This is a genomic window from Parahoeflea halophila, assembly GCF_900220985.1.
Lineage (GTDB): Bacteria > Pseudomonadota > Alphaproteobacteria > Rhizobiales > Rhizobiaceae > Hoeflea > Hoeflea halophila.
Genome location: NZ_OCPC01000002.1, coordinates 498,846 through 515,640 on the forward strand (window position 1 = coordinate 498,846; position 16,795 = coordinate 515,640).

At 61.1% G+C, this 16,795-nt stretch carries 17 protein-coding genes and 1 pseudogene; 11 read left to right on the forward strand and 7 right to left on the reverse strand.

The window, feature by feature from the left end:
- The first annotated feature begins 200 nt into the window (after positions 1–200).
- Genes CRO46_RS09740 through deoA form a run of 7 tightly spaced genes read left to right on the forward strand, consistent with a single transcriptional unit; the run spans position 201 to position 7,136 of the window.
- A complete protein-coding gene (locus tag CRO46_RS09740; protein WP_097107310.1) occupies positions 201–1,736 on the forward strand; it encodes an ABC transporter ATP-binding protein in 1,536 nt (511 codons plus the stop codon).
- Positions 1,733–2,866, forward strand: a complete 1,134-nt coding sequence (locus tag CRO46_RS09745) for an ABC transporter permease (RefSeq protein ID WP_097107312.1) — start codon at positions 1,733–1,735, stop codon at positions 2,864–2,866. Before CRO46_RS09740 ends, CRO46_RS09745 begins: the two co-directional genes overlap by 4 nt.
- A gap of 4 nt (positions 2,867–2,870) precedes the next feature.
- Positions 2,871–3,842: an ABC transporter permease gene (locus CRO46_RS09750; protein WP_097107313.1), complete on the forward strand. Its 972-nt coding sequence runs from the start codon at positions 2,871–2,873 to the stop codon at positions 3,840–3,842.
- Position 3,843: 1 nt separating this feature from the next.
- Positions 3,844–4,236, forward strand: a complete 393-nt coding sequence (locus CRO46_RS09755) for a cytidine deaminase (protein ID WP_097107314.1) — start codon at positions 3,844–3,846, stop codon at positions 4,234–4,236.
- Positions 4,233–5,042: a purine-nucleoside phosphorylase gene (locus CRO46_RS09760; RefSeq protein WP_097107316.1), complete on the forward strand. Its 810-nt coding sequence runs from the start codon at positions 4,233–4,235 to the stop codon at positions 5,040–5,042. Before CRO46_RS09755 ends, CRO46_RS09760 begins: the two co-directional genes overlap by 4 nt.
- A gap of 4 nt (positions 5,043–5,046) precedes the next feature.
- A complete protein-coding gene (gene deoC, locus CRO46_RS09765) occupies positions 5,047–5,823 on the forward strand; it encodes a deoxyribose-phosphate aldolase (RefSeq protein ID WP_425479264.1) in 777 nt (258 codons plus the stop codon).
- Complete coding sequence (gene deoA, locus CRO46_RS09770; RefSeq protein WP_179759005.1) at positions 5,820–7,136, forward strand: thymidine phosphorylase; 1,317 nt, start codon at positions 5,820–5,822, stop codon at positions 7,134–7,136. Before deoC ends, deoA begins: the two co-directional genes overlap by 4 nt.
- 66 nt (positions 7,137–7,202) lie before the next feature.
- Here deoA and CRO46_RS09775 read toward each other — a convergent pair whose 3' ends face one another.
- Positions 7,203–7,757 carry a retropepsin-like aspartic protease family protein gene (locus CRO46_RS09775; protein ID WP_097107319.1) on the reverse strand — a complete coding sequence of 185 codons (555 nt, stop codon included), beginning with the start codon at positions 7,755–7,757 and terminating at the stop codon, positions 7,203–7,205.
- A 339-nt stretch (positions 7,758–8,096) separates the two neighbouring features.
- On the opposite strand from CRO46_RS09775, the pseudogene CRO46_RS09780 reads away from it, so the two are divergent.
- Positions 8,097–9,106: pseudogene (locus tag CRO46_RS09780) on the forward strand (flagellin N-terminal helical domain-containing protein).
- Between the two features lie 64 nt (positions 9,107–9,170).
- Here CRO46_RS09780 and upp read toward each other — a convergent pair.
- The 3 genes from upp to CRO46_RS09795 form a co-directional block, all read right to left on the reverse strand.
- A complete protein-coding gene (upp, locus tag CRO46_RS09785) occupies positions 9,171–9,800 on the reverse strand; it encodes a uracil phosphoribosyltransferase (protein WP_097107321.1) in 630 nt (209 codons plus the stop codon).
- Between the two features lie 180 nt (positions 9,801–9,980).
- Positions 9,981–10,967: an adenosine deaminase gene (locus CRO46_RS09790; RefSeq protein WP_244577838.1), complete on the reverse strand. Its 987-nt coding sequence runs from the start codon at positions 10,965–10,967 to the stop codon at positions 9,981–9,983.
- Positions 10,964–12,184 carry a phosphopentomutase gene (locus CRO46_RS09795; RefSeq protein WP_097107323.1) on the reverse strand — a complete coding sequence of 407 codons (1,221 nt, stop codon included), beginning with the start codon at positions 12,182–12,184 and terminating at the stop codon, positions 10,964–10,966. Before CRO46_RS09795 ends, CRO46_RS09790 begins: the two co-directional genes overlap by 4 nt.
- A gap of 136 nt (positions 12,185–12,320) precedes the next feature.
- Here CRO46_RS09795 and CRO46_RS09800 point away from each other — a divergent pair, with 136 nt between their 5' ends.
- Positions 12,321–13,256, forward strand: a complete 936-nt coding sequence (locus tag CRO46_RS09800) for a phosphate/phosphite/phosphonate ABC transporter substrate-binding protein (protein WP_179759006.1) — start codon at positions 12,321–12,323, stop codon at positions 13,254–13,256.
- Between the two features lie 149 nt (positions 13,257–13,405).
- Here the strand turns inward: CRO46_RS09800 and CRO46_RS09805 are convergent, their stop codons facing one another.
- The 3 genes from CRO46_RS09805 to CRO46_RS09815 form a co-directional block, all read right to left on the reverse strand.
- Positions 13,406–13,978, reverse strand: a complete 573-nt coding sequence (locus CRO46_RS09805) for a TadE/TadG family type IV pilus assembly protein (protein ID WP_097107327.1) — start codon at positions 13,976–13,978, stop codon at positions 13,406–13,408.
- 50 nt (positions 13,979–14,028) lie between these two features.
- Entirely contained in the window at positions 14,029–14,637 is a 609-nt protein-coding gene (locus tag CRO46_RS09810) for a TadE/TadG family type IV pilus assembly protein (RefSeq protein ID WP_425479256.1), read from the reverse strand.
- Between the two features lie 154 nt (positions 14,638–14,791).
- Positions 14,792–15,208 carry a pilus assembly protein N-terminal domain-containing protein gene (locus tag CRO46_RS09815; RefSeq protein WP_097107331.1) on the reverse strand — a complete coding sequence of 139 codons (417 nt, stop codon included), beginning with the start codon at positions 15,206–15,208 and terminating at the stop codon, positions 14,792–14,794.
- 440 nt (positions 15,209–15,648) lie between these two features.
- Here CRO46_RS09815 and CRO46_RS09820 point away from each other — a divergent pair, with 440 nt between their 5' ends.
- Entirely contained in the window at positions 15,649–15,828 is a 180-nt protein-coding gene (locus CRO46_RS09820; RefSeq protein WP_097107332.1) for a Flp family type IVb pilin, read from the forward strand.
- Positions 15,829–15,955: 127 nt separating this feature from the next.
- Positions 15,956–16,471, forward strand: a complete 516-nt coding sequence (locus CRO46_RS09825) for an A24 family peptidase (protein ID WP_097107334.1) — start codon at positions 15,956–15,958, stop codon at positions 16,469–16,471.
- Positions 16,472–16,795: the final 324 nt, after the last annotated feature.

Below are 16,795 nucleotides of genomic sequence, written 5' to 3' on the forward strand. Positions count from 1 at the left end.
TGGGCCCTCATTTGATTCTGGACTTTGCAATCAGAACTGTCGAGACTAAAGCATTGGCCCGAAAATTTGTATCGGTTGACAGGCCGCAAACGACCTCAAGGGACAGACGAACTCAGCTTTTCAAAGGCGACGTGACGTTCTGGACCGCAAGCTGCACAGGTGAAGAGCCGGTGATGGCAAAGTAAAAAAGACGAGGGGACATGAACGACATCGCCATTGAGCTGAAGGGGATCGACAAGAGGTTCGGTCTCGTGCACGCCAACAAAGACATCAACATGCGTGTCCGAAAGGGCACCATTCACGGAATCATCGGCGAGAACGGCGCGGGAAAATCGACCCTGATGTCGATCCTCTACGGCTTCTACCAGGCCGATGCAGGCGACATTTTTGTCGATGGCAAGAAGATCGTGATCAGGGATCCGAACGCTGCAATTGCGGCCGGCATCGGCATGGTCCACCAGCATTTCATGCTGGTCGAAAACTTCACCGTGCTCGAAAACATCATGCTCGGCGCCGAGGAAAGCCAGGTTCTCAACGCCGGCATCGCCAAGGCGCGTGACGAATTGCGCCGGCTCGAGCATGAATACGAGCTTGAGGTCGATCCCGACGCGGTCATCGAGGAGCTCCCGGTCGGCCTTCAGCAGCGTGTCGAAATCCTCAAGGCGCTCTATCGCGGCGCCGATATCCTGATCCTGGACGAACCCACCGGTGTGCTGACCCCGGCGGAGGCCGATCACCTGTTCCGGATCCTTGAGCAGCTCAAGTCGCAGGGCAAGACCATTCTGCTGATCACCCACAAGCTGCGCGAAATCATGGCGGTGACCGACGAGGTATCGGTGATGCGCCGTGGGGAAATGGTTGCCACCCGCACCACGGCCGAAACCTCGGTCGGAGAACTGGCCGAGCTCATGGTCGGCCGCCACGTGCTTCTGCAGGTCGACAAGGGCCCGGCCACGCCCGGCGAGGTGCTGCTGTCGGTTGAAAACCTGTCGGTGCGCGACCGTCGTGGCGTCGAAATGGTCAAGAATGTCTCCTTCGATTTGCGTGCCGGCGAGATCGTCGGCATTGCCGGCGTTGCGGGCAATGGCCAGTCCGAGCTGCTGCAGGCGATTTCCGGCATTCGCCGCGCGGTTTCCGGCAAGGTGTTGCTGCAGGGGGAGCCGATCCATGTCACCGGCACCGCCGATCCGTCGGAACTCAGGCATCGCGGCCTCGCCCATGTGCCCGAAGACCGCCAGCAGATGGGGCTGGTGCTGAAATTCGACGAGAGCGAGAATTCGATCCTCGGCTACCACGACGATCCGAAATATCTCAACGGCGTGTTTCTCAACATTGACGCGATCCGCAAGGATGCGACCGACAAGATCGATAAATACGACATCCGTCCGCCAAACCCGAGGCTCAAAACCGCCAATTTCTCCGGCGGCAACCAGCAGAAGATCGTGCTTGCACGCGAGATGGAGCGCGATCCTGCCGTGCTCGTCATCGGCCAGCCGACCCGCGGTGTCGATGTCGGCGCCATTGAATTCATTCACAAGCGCATCATCGAGATGCGCGACGCCGGCAAGGCGGTCCTGCTGGTTTCGGTCGAACTCGACGAGATCCGTTCCCTGTCCGACCGGGTACTGGTGATGTTTGACGGCCGCATTGTCGGCGAACGTGCGCCGGATGCCGGCGAGGGTGAACTCGGCCTGTTGATGGCCGGTGTGGAAGATTCCAAGGAGGCCGCACAATGAGTGTGCCCTATGCAAAGCTGCCCGCCTGGGTGGATTATGGATTGATCCCGCTGATCAATCTGATTGTTGCCTTTCTTGTCGCAGGCCTGGTGGTGCTGGCGGTCGGCGAAAGTCCCCTGCGCGCCGCAAGCCTGCTGATCGAGGGCGCGTTCGGCTACGGCGAAGGCATCGGCTTTACGCTCTACTACGCCACCAACTTCATCTTTACCGGACTGGCTGTCGCCGTCGCCTTTCATTGCGGCCTGTTCAATATCGGTGGTGAAGGACAGGCCTATGTGGCCGGGCTCGGCGTGGCGCTGCCATGCCTGTGGCTCGACCAGTTCGCCCCCTGGTACATCGTCTTTCCCGCCGCCATTCTCGGTGCGGCGATGGTCGGTGGCTTCTGGGCGATGATCCCGGGATGGCTGCAGGCCAAGCGCGGCAGCCATGTGGTCATCACCACCATCATGTTCAATTTCATTGCCTCGAGCCTGATGGTCTACGTGCTGGTGGATGTGCTCAAACCGGCGGGTTCGATGGCGCCCCAGACCCGGGCCTTTGCCGAGGGTGGACAATTGCCGCGGCTTGACTGGTTGCTTGCTTCCGTCGGCCTTGATATCGGCGGCGCGCCGTTCAACATGTCGTTCCTGCTGGCACTGGTCGCGGCCTTCGTCGTCTGGGTGGTGATCTGGCGCACCAAGCTCGGCTATGAGATCCGCACCATGGGGCACAGCCCGACCGCTGCGGCCTATGCTGGCATTCGCCAGAGCCGCATCATCGTCATCACCATGATCATGTCAGGCGCACTGGCCGGCATGATGGCGCTGAACCCGATCATGGGCGACCAGCACCGCATGCAGCTGGATTTTGTCGCCGGCGCCGGCTTTGTCGGCATCGCGGTGGCCCTGATGGGACGTTCGCATCCGGTCGGCATCATTCCCGCAGCAATCCTGTTCGGCATGCTTTACCAGGGCGGTGCGGAAATCTCCTTCGAGATGCCGCAGATTTCACGCGACATGATTACCATCATTCAGGGCCTGGTGATCCTGTTCGCCGGTGCGCTGGAAAACATGTTCCGTCCCGCGATCACCGCGTTCTTTGCCACTCTTGGCGGCGCCGGTTCCGACAAACCCTTGCCAGCGGCGGAATAAGACCATGGAATATTTCGACACTCTCATCGTCATTCTGCAATCCACCGTGCGTGTCTCGGTGCCGCTGATCCTGGCTGCCCTGGCGGGTCTTTACTCCGAGCGGGCCGGCATCTTCGACATCGGCCTCGAGGGCAAGATGCTTGCGGCAGCCTTTGCCGGCGGCGCCGCTGCCGCGGTAACCGGCTCGGCCCTTACCGGGTTGGGTGCGGCGGTTCTGGTCTCCGTCTGCCTTGCACTGGTGCACGGTTTTGCCTCCATCACCCAGCGCGGCAACCAGATCGTCTCGGGCGTCGCCATCAACTTCATCGCGCTCGGCGCGACTGTGATTCTCGGCCAGGCCTGGTTCCGGCAGGGTGGACGCACCCCGCAATTGAGCGGCGACGCCCGCTTCACCACGGTCGAGCTTCCCTTTGCCGCGGAAATCGCCGACATTCCGGTTCTCGGATCGATCTATTCCGACCTGCTGTCGGGGCATTTCCTGCTCACCTATTTGGCCTTCATGATGATTCCGTTCACCTGGTGGGTGCTCTACCGGACCCGGTTCGGGCTGCGCCTGCGCGCCGTCGGCGAAAACCCGGGTGCGGTTGACACGGCAGGGATTTCGGTCACCTGGATGCGTTACCGGGCGGTGATCTGCTGCGGCATTCTCTGCGGCATTGCCGGCGCCTATCTGTCGATGGCCATGACCGCCGGCTTCGTCAAGGGCATGACGGCGGGCAAGGGCTTCATTGCCCTTGCGGCGCTCATCTTTGCCAAGTGGAAGCCGGTCAACGTCATGTTCGCCTGCCTGCTGTTCGGCTTCCTCGACGCCATGTCGATCCGCATGCAGGGCAACGAGCTGCCGATCATCGGCGTGGTGCCGGTGCAGTTCATGCAGGCATTGCCCTATCTGCTGACCGTCATCCTGCTGGCAGGTTTCATCGGCAAGGCGATCCCGCCGCGCGCCGGCGGCGTGCCCTATGTCAAGGAGCGCTGACATGGCGCATGATCTGTTCGAGGCTGCCCGGGACGCCATGGCAAAATGCCATGCGCCCTATTCGAAGTTCCCCGTCGGCGCGGCCATCCGCGCCGATGACGGCAGGATCCATGTCGGCGCCAATATCGAGGTGATCTCGTTTCCGGAAGGCTGGTGCGCCGAAACCACTGCAATCAGCCACATGGTCATGGCCGGCGGTACCCGCATCCGCGAAGTCGCAGTGATTGCCAAGAAGCTCGAACTCTGCCCACCCTGTGGCGGGTGCCGCCAGCGGCTGGCGGAATTTGCCGACGCCGATACGCTCGTGCATCTGTGCGATGCCGACGGCATCAAGAAGACGGTGCGTATGGATGAGCTGTTGCCGCACGCTTTCGTCACGGAGGCAATCGGATGAGCCCGGCAATCGATGTTCTTACAGAGCGGCTGCATGGCTTGATGCCGCGCCATGCGCTGGTGCTGGGATCGGGCTTGGGCTCGTTGGTCGAGACCGTTTCCGACCCGATCCGCATTCCCTATGGCGATCTGCCGGGCTTTCCCGAAAGCGGTGTTTCGGGCCATGCCGGAGAAGTGGTTGCCGGGCTCATCGGCCAGACCCCGGTGGTCATCCTGTCGGGCCGCGTCCACTATTACGAGCACGGCAGGGCCGACGCCATGCGCGCGCCCCTGGAAGCGCTAAAGGGCATCGGCGTCACCAACCTGATCCTGACCAACTCCGCCGGATCCTTGCGCAACGACATGCCGCCAGGCTCGGTGATGCGGATCACCGATCACATCAATTTCTCCGGCACCAATCCGCTGTTTGGCGAACCCAGCGACGGCCGTTTCGTTGGCATGACCAGCGCCTATGATCCCGCGATGGGCGGGCGCATGAAGGCAGCGGCCGAGAGCACAGGAACCGTTCTGCATGAAGGCGTCTACATGTGGTTTTCCGGTCCCAGTTTCGAAACCCCGGCGGAAATCCGCATGGCCCGAACGCTTGGCGCAGATGCCGTCGGCATGTCGACCGTGCCGGAAGTCATTCTCGCCCGGTTCCTCGGCATCAAGGTCATCGCCGCCTCGGTGATCACCAATTTCGGCGCCGGCATGACTGGCGGCGAACTCAGCCACCAGGAAACCAAGGACATGGCGCCCATCGGCGGCCAGCGCCTGTCGGCAATCCTGACCGCAATGTTTGAAACCCCGGAGCCGTCCAATGGCTGAAACAATCGATCTCTCCAACCCGAAAGCCGTTGCCCTTGCAGCGCTGTCCAGCCTCGATCTGACCGAACTCGGCGATGCGGCAACCGAAGCGGCAACGCTGGCGCTGGTGGACCGTGCCGTCAGTGAATTCGGCCCGGTGGCCGCCGTCTGCATATGGCCGCGTTTCGTCGCGGCCGCCCGCACCAAACTGGGTGCGGCATCGCCGGTCCGGATCGCCACCGTGGTCAATTTCCCCTCCGGTGATATGGCGATCGATGAGGTCGTCGCCGAGACCACCCGTGCTGTCGCTGACGGTGCCGACGAGATCGATCTCGTCATCCCCTGGAAAGCGCTGATTGCTGGTGACGAACAGGCGGTGCGCGACATGATCCGGGCAGTGAGGGGCGCAGCCCCCGCGCCCACGACGCTCAAGACCATTCTGGAAACTGGAGAGCTGAACGACCCGGCGCTGATTTCCCGTGCGTCTGACATTGCTTTGGAAGAAAAGGCCGACTTCATCAAGACATCGACCGGCAAGGTCGCCGTCAACGCCACGCTGGACGCCGCACGGATCATGCTTGAAGTTATCCAGCGGTCCGGCAAGCAAGTCGGTTTCAAGCCGGCAGGCGGCATTCGCACGGTGCAGGACGCGGGCGCCTATTTCGCGCTCTGCGAGGAAATTCTCGGTGCCGGCTGGGTGTCGCCGACCACTTTTCGCTTTGGCGCGTCCGGTCTGCTCGGCGACATTCTGGCCACGCTCGAGGACCGCACCCCTGCCGCGGGACAGGGAGAATCCTATTGAGCTTGCTGCCGCAGGAGATCATCCGCACCAAGCGCGACGGCGGTGAACTCGATCCGGCAGCCATCGCTGCCTTCATAGCAGGCTTTGGTGATGACAGCGTCAGCGAAGGCCAGATCGCGGCCTTTGCGATGGCAGTGCTGTTTCAGGGAATGAGCCGTGCCGAGGCGGTGGCGCTGACTGTCTCGATGCGGGATTCGGGCGAGGTACTGTCTTGGCCGGAACTCGATATCCCGGTGGTCGACAAGCATTCAACCGGGGGGGTCGGCGACAACATCTCTCTCATGCTGGCGCCGATTGCAGCCGCCTGCGGTCTCGCGGTGCCGATGATTTCCGGCCGCGGTCTTGGCCATACCGGCGGCACGCTGGACAAGATGGAATCGATCCCCGGCTATACCGCCATGCCCGACAGCGCCCTGTTCCGGAAGGTGGTTGCCGCTTCGGGATGCGCCATCATCGGCCAGACCGGCAATCTGGCGCCCGCCGACAAGCGCTTCTACGCAATCCGCGATGTCACCGCGACCGTCGAATCGGTGCCGCTGATCACAGCTTCCATTCTGTCGAAAAAACTTGCCGCCGGGCTCGGCGCCCTGGTGCTCGACGTCAAATGCGGCAATGGCGCTTTCATGGACAGCCCCGAGCGCGCCAATGAGCTGGCGCGGTCGCTGGTCGAGGTCGCCGTGGGCGCCGGAATGCCCACCACCGCGCTGGTCACCGACATGAACCAGCCGCTGGCAAGTGCGGCCGGCAATGCGGTCGAGGTCCGCAATGCTGCGGATTTTCTTACCGGCAAGGCCCGCGACAGCCGCTTGCTCGACGTCACATTGGCACTGGCTGCCGAAATGCTGGTCTCCGGCGGTCTGGCTGGCACTGTTGAAGAGGCCAAGACCCGCGCGCAAGCAACGCTGGAGGATGGATCCGCCGCAGAGCGTTTCAACCGCATGGTGGCAGAGCTGGGTGGCCCGCTTGACTTTCTCGCCGATCCTGACCGCCACCTGGAAGCAGCGCCGATCGTCTCGGCTTGTGTCGCCGGCAGCGAAGGTTACGTCACCGGCTATGACACCCGCGCTGTCGGCCTGAGCGTGGTCGAGCTAGGAGGCGGCCGCACGAGGCCGGGCGACCCTGTCGATCACGCCGTCGGACTGGGAGGTCTGCTGCCCATCGGTGCCCGTGTCGAGAAAGACACGCCGCTGGCCTTCATCCATGCAAGGAGCGACGATCAGGTGGCACGCGCCGAGCGACAGCTGCGCGCGGCTGTGAAACTCGGCGACGCCGCGCCGTCAGTGTCACCTGCGGTCATGGGACGTCACGGGTAGCAAGCATCGCGGATGGGTGACAGCAATCGCATTCGTCTGGATGCGCAAGGGCCGCTGTCGCAAGCGTCAGTTGACCAGTTCCATCCGGTTGTTGTGGACACGGTAGGATTGCAGCTTCGACATGAAGCTCATGCCGATCAGGGTTGTCGACAGCGCCTTGTCGTCAAGCACGAAGGCCTCGACATTCTCGACTGAAATCGCCCCGATCTGCATCCGTTCAAGATCGATGAGGGCCGCACTGGTGGTGCCGTTTGCAGTGCGCACCTGATGCTTGTAGTCGGATGCCGACAGCCGCAGGCCGAGATGGCGTGCGGTCGAGGCATTGATCGCCACATAGGTCGCCCCGGTATCGATGAGTCCTTGTATGCTGCGTCCGTTGATGCGGAAATCGGCGGTGAAATGCCCATTCCGCGACATCGGGACCGTGGCGGCACGGACCCCGGTCGTGTAATGCGCGGTGGCCTGGGAGAGCGTCTTCTGCGCCTTGGCCGGGGTGGGCTTTGAAGCCGGTTGTTCCTGCCCGGTGTCGTTGGACACCAGTGCGGAGAAATCCTGGGCATAGTAGGGCAGGCCCGAAATGATGAGGACCGCGCAGGATACGAGGAAGATATTCTTGATCATGCCGTTGCCTTTGATAATTCCGGATCATTCAACACCTCCCGGACTAACGGCAAGTGAAGGCCCATCGGATACGGCTGAAAACCGGATCGTGTGGTTAAGGAAGTCCAAAACCGTACGCTTGCCCGGAGGTTCAGCCGGAAGCAGCAGCCACGCCCGGTGCCGGAATCTTGCCGGTCCGTGAACAGATTTTCGCTTTTCGGTAACGTGCCTAACAATGCGATAATGTTTCGGCCCTGGTTTCAGGGGGCTGGGCAAACCAGAATATGAACAACTGGGACGCCAAAAGTGGGCATTCGCGGCTTATGGGGTTAGTATTCAGCCTGTAGTCGAGTTTGTTGTATGACGAGTATCCATAGTAATGTTGGCGCGACCACAGCTCTCCAGACGCTGCGTGGATCAACAACTCCATGCAGATGTCCCAGGGCCGGGTCGCCACCGGGTTCCGGGTCGACACCGCCGCGGACAATTCGGCCTACTGGCCGATTGCCACCACCATGCGGTCCGACAACAAGGCGTTGTCCGCTGCCGAGGATGCCCTTGCACTGAGCGCCGCGAAGGGGGACGTGGCCTATAACGGGATGGAAGCCTCGGTCGATATTCTTGACGAGATCAAGGCCCGTTTCGTCACCGCGCGCGAGCCGGGGGTGGACCGGGACAAGGTGCAGAAAGAATTCACCGAGTTCAAGCAACAGCTCGTCAGCATCGCTCAGTCCGCAACCTTCAGCGGTGAAAACTGGCTATATCTCTCGACACCTTACGATGCCGCCAACAACGCCTCCGACAAGGAGCTCGTCGGGGGGGTCAGCCGGGGCAAGGACGGTCTGATTTCGGTCCAGACCATCAAGCTCGATTTCCGCGACGAGACACAGGTTGCCGAACCGTCTGATACCTGGGCAATGTTTAATTTCATGACCGGTCACATTGGTGATCTGGGCATTGCGACCAGCCCGAATTTTGCCTGGGACGCGGGATTTGCGACCGGATGGGTGCTTTTCAAGAGCCCCAGCCCGACAGTTGCCGGTTATCCGACGGTCACCGAGATCCAGCTTGACGCCTCGACCACCGATGCCCAACTTGACGAGATGATCGTGGTCATTGACGCGATGCTGCAATACGCCATCGAGAAGGCATCGACCTATGGTACGGTGAAGTGGCGGATCGACATGCAGTCGAACTTCGTTCAGGACCTGTCCCACTCAATCGATTCCGGTGTCGGCCGCCTGGTTGATGCCGATATAAGCGAGGAATCCACCAGGCTGAAGGCGCTGCAGACGCAACAGCAACTGGGCATCCAGTCACTTTCGATGGCCAACTCGAACGCCCAGACACTGCTCACGCTGCTGAACTGATCCCGGCGGCTGAAAACCGGCTGTTGCAGCCTGCCTGGCCGGCGGGCGCAACTTCTGCACTGGCCTACTTGGTTCCGTACATGCGGTCGCCCGCGTCTCCCAGGCCCGGAACGATATAGCCCTGCTCGTTCAGATGGCTGTCGATGGAGGCGGTGTAGATCGGAACGTCCGGATGGGCGGCCTGAAAGTTGCGGATGCCTTCCGGCGCGGCCAGCAGGCAGAGAAAACGGATATTGCGCGCGCCGCGTTCCTTCAGTTTCTCGATCGAGGCGATGGACGAGTTGCCGGTGGCAAGCATCGGGTCGACAACGATGATCAGCCGGTTGCTGACATCTTCGGGCGCCTTGAAGTAATACTCTATCGCTTCCAGCGTCTCATGATCGCGGTAGACGCCGATATGGGCAACGCGCGCCGAAGGCACCAGGTCGAGCATGCCCTCCAGCAGGCCGTTTCCGGCCCGCAGGATCGAGGCAAAAACCAGCTTCTTGCCTTCAAGCAACGGCGCTTCGATCTCGACCAGGGGCGTTTCGATCCGCTCCATGGCCAGTTCCAGATCGCGCGTGACCTCGTAACACAACAGCGTCGATATCTCTCTCAGCAGTCGCCGGAAGCCGGCTGTGGAAGTCTCCTTCTTGCGCATGATGGTGAGTTTGTGCTGCACCAGAGGATGGTTGATGACTGTAACGCCGTCCATGATGTTCTGCCTTGAATTTGTGACCGGGTACCGCGCTGATCGCCGAAATCAATGCGGAACATGCCCTGTTCCATAATAATTTCCCGCCGGCTCCAACGCGAAGGACATCCGGAAGCACGGCATGAGCCTGCCCCGATTTAGACACTTATTCCGCAGGCCCGGCAACCGTCGGATTGGGATTCAGTCGAGCTGTCCCAAGAGTTTTGCGCGGGTTTGCGGATCCACGAAGGCAGCCTCGATCGCGGTCCGGGTGAAATCGGTAAGATCCGGTGCGCCGTAGCCCCAGGCATCAGCGGCCATCTGGTACTCGCGACCGACCGAGGATGCGAAATGCGGCGGATCGTCAGAGCTCAGCGTTACTTTCACCCCGGCACGCCGCAGCCGGTCGAACGGATGGCTGGAAATCTCCGGATAGACATTCAGCGCCAGGTTGGAACCAGGGCAGACTTCCAGCACCACGCCTTCATCAGCGATCCGCTGAACCAGCGCGCCATCCTCGATCGCCCGTACGCCGTGGCCGATGCGTGACGGGCGGATGTGATCCAGCGCGTCACGCACGCTTTCTGCCCCGGCAAGTTCGCCGGCGTGGATGGTGATGCCCAGCCCGGCATCGCGCGCAATGTCGAAGGCCCGGGCAAACTCGGCAACCTCACCGAAACGTTCTTCGCCGGCCATGCCGAAACCGGTGATCAGCGGGTGTGGCCGGGAGGCAGCAAGCTTTGCTGCCGCTTCCACCTTCTCGGCGCCCAGATGCCTGACGCCGACGATGATCATCCGGCATTCGATCCCCGAGGATTCGCTGGCCTGTCTGATGCCCTCGGCAAGCCCGTCGAAATAGGCGGTGTGCGACAGTCCGGCGGCCGCCGCGTGATCGGGCGAGACGAAAATTTCTGCATAGATAGCGTTCTGGGCGGCAATGCCCTCAAGATAGGTCCGCGCCAGCAGCGCGTAGTCTTCCTCGCTGCGGAACAGCGACGCCGCACCGTCATAGGCTGTGAGAAACTCGGTGAAATCCGACCAGACATAGCTGTCGCCGGAAATGAAGCCGGACACATCAGTGTTGTATTTGCCGGCCTGCGCCTTCACCAGCGCTGGAGAGGCAGCACCTTCGATGTGGCAATGCAGCTCGGCTTTTGGCACCGGGGCCGTGTTGAAAGGCGCTGTCACAGGAAACTCCTTCCATTGGCGGTTGCCGCAAGCCCCAGATGCTGCGCCAGCGTCGCGCCAACATCGGAATAGGTCGTCCGCACACCGATGTTGCGTGCTGCGACACCGGGGCCGAAGCCCAGGATCGGCACCCGTTCACGGGTGTGGTCAGTACCGCGCCAGGTCGGGTCGCAGCCATGATCAGCGGTTATCAGCACCAGATCACCCTTCTTCAGCAGCTTGGCAAAGCGCGGCAGCATCGCGTCCAAGGCTTCCAGCGCCGCGGCATACCCGGCCACGTCCCGGCGATGGCCGTAGAGCATGTCGAAGTCGACGAAATTGGTGAACACCAGATCGCCGTCCCTGGCTTCCTTGGTTGCCTTCAGTGTTGCTTCGAACAGCGCCGGGTTGCCGCTCGCCTTGCGCACGTCGGTCACGCCCTGGTGCGCGTAGATGTCGCCGATCTTGCCGACGGCAAACACCCGGCTACCGCTCTCGCTGACCTGGTCGAGCAGGGTTGGACCCGGCGGGGGAACCGAAAAGTCCTGACGGTTTCCGGTCCGGTCAAACCCGGTTTCGGCCGAGCCCACGAAAGGGCGGGCGATGACGCGGCCGATATTCAGCGGATCGATGAGTTTGCGCACGGTCTGGCACAGCTCGATCAGCCGTTCCAGGCCGAAGCTCTCCTCATGGGCGGCAATCTGGAACACCGAATCCGACGAGGTGTAGCAGATCGGCTTGCCGGTTCTCACGTGCTCGGCGCCGAACCGGGCAATGATCTCCGTCCCCGAGGCGTGGCAGTTGCCCAGGATGCCGGGCAGCTCCGCAAGCGCCACGATCTTGGCCACCAGCTCGTCGCTGAAGGCCGGCCCGTCATCGGGAAAGTAACCCCAGTCGAACATCACCGGCTGACCGGCGATCTCCCAATGTCCAGACGGAGTGTCCTTGCCGTTGGAGACCTCATTGGCGGCGCCGTGAATACCGCGTGGCCGGGAGGTCAGTTTCCAACCCGCTGGCATGTCGCCGGTGGCCGCGACCGCCGCCTCGGCCAGACCCAGCGATTGCATGTGCGGCAGAGACAATGGACCCTCGCGCAAACCGGGGCGGTCGGCGAGGCCGGCCGCGCATTGCTCTGCGATATGGCCGAGCGTGTTGGCGCCCAGATCGCCATAGGCTTCCGCGTCGGGAGCTCCGCCGATGCCAAAGGAATCAAGAACAAACAGAAATGCACGCGCCATGAAATGTCTCCAGAGTGACGGCCAAGTTAGCCGGTTTCGCACGTGACCGGAAGAGTCGAGATCGGCTGCCGGCGGTAACCTTGTTTTCACCATAACCGTGCATTTCAACCGGGTCGTGGTATAGACCGGTATGGCTATGATTGATCGTCTATGGAAACTTGCAGCGCAGTTTCAGCGACCGCTTTGGGCGGCTCTCTGCTGCGCTATGGTCTGGGCCGCGCCGGTCAGGGCAGATTACCGGGACTCGATCGCAGTGCTGCGCATCGGTCTGGTGGAAACCCACGTTGCGGCAACCGATCCCGTCAAGCTCGAAGCGATACAGCGCGCCTTTTCCGAAGCTCTGGGCATATCCGTCGATATCATCAAGCTGGGCAGCTATGCCGCCTTGATCGACGCGCACGCCAGCGGCCGTGTCGGCTATGCGATTCACTCTGCCAGATCGTTTGCGGCCACCGAGGCGGCCTGCGGCTGCGTCCGGGCCTTTCGCAGCCCGGTGGCTGCAGATGGGTCCACGGGCTTCCGCTCGGTTCTTGTTGCCCGCGACAGTGCCGTCCGGCCCGTCGGAGAACTCAACATCGGATATTCCAGCGAGGCCTCGGTTTCCGGGTGGCAGATTCCGCACCAGGCGATCAGGGCAGGCAGTCTGGCCATGCCCAAACTGATCCGCGCGGGAAGCGTTGGCTCCGTCATCGAGCTATATCAGGCGGGTGAAATCGACGGCTTTTTCGGCTGGATCCCCGACGTGCCTGGCGATGCCGGCTCGGATCCCGGGCGCTTGTTCGGCGGCTGGAACCAAGCGTTGATCGAGACCGCCGAACCGCTCCGGATCATCTGGTCTTCGCAGCGCATCCCTTACGGGCCACATGCTGCCAACCGCTCTCTGCCCGATGATCTGGTAGAGGCTCTGGGTCGCTTTCTCGACGAGATGGCGGTGTCGGCTCCCGGGCTTCTGGATATTTTCGAGCCGCTGTATGGCGGCGGATATGTCCGCCCGGATCCGGAGGATTACCGCAACCTCCGAGGCCTGGTCGAGGCTCAGTCGGTCCGCAAATCCGCCGCCAGGAAACCCTGAACCCGGTTCCTGCCAAGTTTATTCGCCTGACGCGATGGACGGGCTCTGCCCGCTTCGTCGGATCTGAAACGCGGGTATGCCAACGCGATCCCGTGCTGCAACGCCTTGAAAGAAGGTTCCGGCGCCCGGAGGCGCCGGACTTGCGGACCTTAGCAGTTGCTGCAGGTCACGTTGTCGCCGATGCGCTGACGCAGGTGGTAGACCTTCTTCATCTCCAATGTCCGGACATCTACTTTCGGCAGATCCGGGACAAACAACAACAGCTTGTGATCAAATTCCACCTCGGTACGGACCAGGAAAGTGTCCGGGATCGCCAGTTCATCCGGGAGCTCCTGGGTCGAATTGTTTGTATAGGGGCGGGTACCGTCTTCCTGCCAGGACCAGCTCGCCTTGCCGACGCCGGAGCTGTTGACGGCTATGCCGGTGATCTTCACCTTCATGCCGTCCGAAGGAAACGGCGTCATGACGCTTTCCGCGACATTGACCATGGAATTCAGGAAGGCCTTGTCGACCGAACTGTCCTGGGTCACCAGGTCGGCAATGGTGCTTGCGGCGCGTGCGAGTTTCTTGTTCACCGACATGGCGACCGAAACTTCCAGCGATCCCATGTAAAGAATGATCAGGACCGGTGCGATCAGCGCGAACTCCACGGCGCCGACTCCGGATCGATCGCCGCGCAGTTTGCGCACGGTACGGTTGATTTTATCCAGATAGCCTGTCATGGCGGTGCTTCCTTTTGGTTTTCGCCGTTCGGAAATGTCCACGAACCTGCTCACGGAAAGTTCTCGTTGCGGAAAGCGGCCGTCGCCACCATCAGATAGTCGCGCGGCATTTCGCCATCCTTGCGGATGTTGGTGATGAATGGCCTGACGAGATCCGTCATCACTTCCCAGCGGTAGTAGGCACGCACGATATTGATGCTCTTCGGGCCACCCGGGCTGTAGTCGAAATCGGAGGAATCGAGATCCGAGAACTGATCGTTGCTCTGCTTCGGGATGTAACTCGGGATCGCGGCGAAACTGGCGAACTCGCGCACATCGAGATAGAGCTTCTGATCATCGGGATCTTCTTCGGCCGCGCACTTGATCATGATGCTGATCTCGGCGCAAAACCTGGTGCGGAACTCTTCTTCATCCAGGTTCTTTGCCTGACCGGTGCGCACTTGCCGCGCCATCGTGTCAACGGCATTTTCCAGCAGCTGTTCGCCGGCAAACGCCACAAAGGCTTCGATCGTCGCAAAGATCAGCAGGAAGAACGGAAACGCCAGCAGGGCAAATTCGATGGCGGTGGAGCCATCGCTTGACCGCCGGAAACGCGCCAGCGCCCGCGGCATTCGCCGCCGTGGCCTTTGCGATGTACTGGTTTGATCGTCGACTTGCATCGTCGCACTCCCGGACTTTCGTTTCCCGGGAACGACGCTACGTCAAACAGGTTGAATATTGGTAACGCGTACGCCGGCAAGCTGCACAGGTGGTGAACAAATTCCTAACGCAAGCCCTCTTGGCCCGGACGGTGCTGCTGAACGCGGCTACAGGTCACGGACTTGTCGTGGCAACGCTCGGCACGTGTTCTTCGCAGGCCGGTGCGCAGGAATAGACCGAACGTGATGTCTGCTTGAAGACCCGAAGCGTGTTGGCCTCATCCACCGACACCAGAATCCGTTCATCCACGATTGCATCGCCTGCCTGGTCGAGAATGACCAGATTGGTAGTTCCGTAGGATTTGCCTGTAAGCACGATTGTCTGCGGATCGGACACCGCGACGTCGGCGACATTGGCATTGCCGATGATGACCTTGCTGACAGCGCGATCGAGCTTGAGGATCCGGGCATGGTCCATGAACACGCGAATGGCATCCTCTGCTGCCCGGGCCGGGAATGATGCCATCGATACCAGAGCTGCGCCGCACAGAAACATTGCGAGCCAGCGATGCGCAGGGTTGGTGTGGGTCATGCCATGTCCTCGGAATTACGGATACCGTCCCTAAAATCGCCGGGATTGGTGAACGAAGGTTTAATTCCGGCCGGTCCGGCCTATTTCTTTCTCAGTGATCCGCTTTTGGGCGGCTTCCAGGTTCTGTGGTGCTCTGTCTGCGCCGCTGCGGCTACTCTTTTATAATGCACTCATGCGACCTTGAGCGGTGCTCCGGGCGGCCGTGAACCGGACGCTGTTCCGGCAGCGTCAGCCGGTCCTGACCATCATTGTTTGCCGGTCAGAACAGCGGTCCGAACTTTAGTGCTTTGTTTACCATGCAAGGGGCTTTGGCCGTGAAAGGATTTGCTAACCTTGTTCATTAAGCGGTTTGAAAACCCGCTCTCCTATGATCGTCATATCCGACCAACCGAAGCAGCTGGCGGAGTGCTGAAAACACTATTGGATGAAGGAACAGACCCATGAAGAATCTTTTCGATCGTTTCGTCAAAGACGAATCTGGTGCCACCGCAATTGAATACGGCCTGATCGCTGCGCTCATTTCGGTCGCACTCATCACCGGCGCCACCACGCTCGGCAACGCGCTGAACAACCAGTTCGACCAGCTGTCCGACAAGCTGAACTACAAGAGCGGTTCGTAATCGGCGCTTGTTAGCCTGACACAAGCATGAAATGGCCGCCTTCGGGGCGGCCTTTTCTGTTTGCGGTTGATGCGCTTTGTTAAGGACTTTCGCTTAGGCTTTCCTGCACATTCGGGAGTGATCCAACATGTTCGAGGCCGCGATTTTCGTCATCTTTCCGCTGTGTGTGGCCATGGCGGCATTCTGCGACATCATCTCGATGAAGATCCCCAATCGCATTTCGGTCATCCTTGCGGTTTCCTTCTTCGTGGTCGCGCCCTTCAGCAGCATGGATCTTGCAACATTTGGCTGGTCCCTGGCTGCAGCCCTGACCGTGTTTGCTGGTTGCTTTGCCCTTTTTGCCTTCAATGTCATGGGTGGCGGAGACGCGAAGATCCTCAGCGCCGCGGCCCTCTGGTACGGATTCAACATCGATCTGGTGACTTTTCTTGGCTTGACCGGAATTTTCGGTGGCATTCTCGCCCTTGTGGTGCTGGCAATCCGGGCCAACCAGAATCTCTTGCTCGTCTCGCCGCTTCCGATCCCCATGCATTTTTTCAAGCAGCGCGCTGGAATTCCCTACGGTGTGGCCATTGGCGCGGCGGCGTTCGCGACCTATCCCCAGACCGGGCTTTTCCTTCAGGCGCTCGGCCGGCTCAGCTGAGAGCTTATCCGGCCGCATTCTGGTTGCCGGCCTTCCGCACAGACCCTCCTCCTGATCACCGGTTCGGGCCGTCCCGCTAACGGTTCGGAACGCGTTCTGCTTCGGCAGACGGCTGATCGTCTTCACCCGGTTGCCGGGGCGAAGCTCCGCTGCTCTCTGTTCTTTCCGCTTTTATGGGCTTTAGCCCGCGGCTCGCGCACCGGCCTCCGGCTGCTTCAGCTCCGGCAAACTTGCGTTAACCCTGTTTGCTACCGGCTTGTTAACCATAATTACACGATTGCAAATGCATTCTGCGGCCAGCGTACCCAAACTCCGTTCGAGGAA

Coding starts and splice junctions, on each gene's coding strand:
- CRO46_RS09800 (WP_179759006.1), top strand. CDS start 12,321: ATGATTGATCGTCTATGGAAACTTGCAGCGCAGTTTCAGCGACCGCTT.
- CRO46_RS09740 (WP_097107310.1), top strand. CDS start 201: ATGAACGACATCGCCATTGAGCTGAAGGGGATCGACAAGAGGTTCGGT.
- CRO46_RS09810 (WP_425479256.1), bottom strand. CDS start 14,637: ATGCAAGTCGACGATCAAACCAGTACATCGCAAAGGCCACGGCGGCGA.
- CRO46_RS09805 (WP_097107327.1), bottom strand. CDS start 13,978: ATGACAGGCTATCTGGATAAAATCAACCGTACCGTGCGCAAACTGCGC.
- CRO46_RS09750 (WP_097107313.1), top strand. CDS start 2,871: ATGGAATATTTCGACACTCTCATCGTCATTCTGCAATCCACCGTGCGT.
- CRO46_RS09820 (WP_097107332.1), top strand. CDS start 15,649: ATGAAGAATCTTTTCGATCGTTTCGTCAAAGACGAATCTGGTGCCACC.
- CRO46_RS09825 (WP_097107334.1), top strand. CDS start 15,956: ATGTTCGAGGCCGCGATTTTCGTCATCTTTCCGCTGTGTGTGGCCATG.
- CRO46_RS09760 (WP_097107316.1), top strand. CDS start 4,233: ATGAGCCCGGCAATCGATGTTCTTACAGAGCGGCTGCATGGCTTGATG.
- CRO46_RS09815 (WP_097107331.1), bottom strand. CDS start 15,208: ATGACCCACACCAACCCTGCGCATCGCTGGCTCGCAATGTTTCTGTGC.
- CRO46_RS09755 (WP_097107314.1), top strand. CDS start 3,844: ATGGCGCATGATCTGTTCGAGGCTGCCCGGGACGCCATGGCAAAATGC.
- CRO46_RS09775 (WP_097107319.1), bottom strand. CDS start 7,757: ATGATCAAGAATATCTTCCTCGTATCCTGCGCGGTCCTCATCATTTCG.
- upp (WP_097107321.1), bottom strand. CDS start 9,800: ATGGACGGCGTTACAGTCATCAACCATCCTCTGGTGCAGCACAAACTC.
- CRO46_RS09795 (WP_097107323.1), bottom strand. CDS start 12,184: ATGGCGCGTGCATTTCTGTTTGTTCTTGATTCCTTTGGCATCGGCGGA.
- CRO46_RS09745 (WP_097107312.1), top strand. CDS start 1,733: ATGAGTGTGCCCTATGCAAAGCTGCCCGCCTGGGTGGATTATGGATTG.